The 1108-nt window shown below is 33.1% G+C and carries 1 protein-coding gene; it reads right to left on the reverse strand.

Annotated features, from left to right (window positions below; all coding sequences use genetic code 11):
- Window positions 1-53: 53 nt before the first annotated feature.
- A complete protein-coding gene (locus EGI31_RS15160; RefSeq protein ID WP_255038000.1) occupies window positions 54-794 on the reverse strand; it encodes a hypothetical protein in 741 nt (246 codons plus the stop codon).
- Window positions 795-1108 lie beyond the last annotated feature (314 nt).

Here is a 1108-nt window from a genome sequence, read left to right on the forward strand (position 1 = left end):
GTGGTGTGAGAGCCTCTCCCTGCTAGGGTTTCCTAGTGGGGCAGGCTACTCGATTAGCAGCTGCCATTTGGTCCATCACCCAGCATTCCTGTAATTGATGTGAAAAGTTCACTTATTGCTTCTGTCGATAATTTTTTAATTGCTTCTTTTTTAAATTCTTTAAGAAGGTCGATTATTAATTTAAGGCTAAATTTGTGGGCTTTCCCCCATATTTTCGCTAATTTCTTTAAGGTGTCATTGGCAGGAAGGATTTTAATATTAGTTTGTAAACGGTCGCATTCAACCTCTATCAGTTCAATTTCATAAAGTGTTGTATGTTTTGGCAAGTCAGTTTTATATTGTTCAAGTATTAATCTAACAGCATTAATATAATTATCTAAATAAAGTTGTTTGTCTATACTTAGGGGTTGATTTGCAATTATTGGGTCTGAAATTTCAAGTTTTTCGAAGAAATACTCTTCATATCTTTTTTCGATTGGGTCGTCATAAAAGGTATTAGTATCCTTATATTCTTGTAATATGTTTGCCCAGGTTGTAATTCTAACGGCTAAAGTTTCAAGGTTTACAGTGTCGGAGTGTCTATGTACATGATGTGTTCCGTATGGGGCGTATTCAATTTTAAAGTTTCCACTTCCATCTTGAAACCCACATTTAAATTCGAAGTCTGAATCTTCGTCTAAGTCTATAAGATGAAATGCGTACTCGCTTGACTTTAAAGGTTTAAAGAGCGATAAATGTTGGTCAATAACCGGTTGAATTTTTGTCCACACGGCAATTGGTAGTTTCTTTTTCACTATATTTGTACTGTAGTTAAGTATGAAAGTTATTAAGAAAAAACCTGTCAGGTCGGGAAACAATGAAAAAAAATAATTAAATTTGGTAAGTTGTTGGCGGTTAGTGTTTTTTATGGTTGCTGCTAACTAGTATGTTTACGAAACTCATTTTTGGAGTTTCCTTAATATTTACATGAAAATTTTTGTGTTGTTTTTTCTTATTACTAAAGTCAAATATATTGTTCATGTTTCTACTTTCCAACTGTTCATTTGAGTTTTAATTTGTCAAACGGACTCACTATTCGGTCAAATACTTTTGTGTTAATATATGCTTA

It is taken from the genome of Lacihabitans soyangensis, from assembly GCF_024343775.1.
In the GTDB taxonomy this organism is placed as follows: Bacteria; Bacteroidota; Bacteroidia; order Cytophagales; family Spirosomataceae; genus Leadbetterella; species Leadbetterella soyangensis.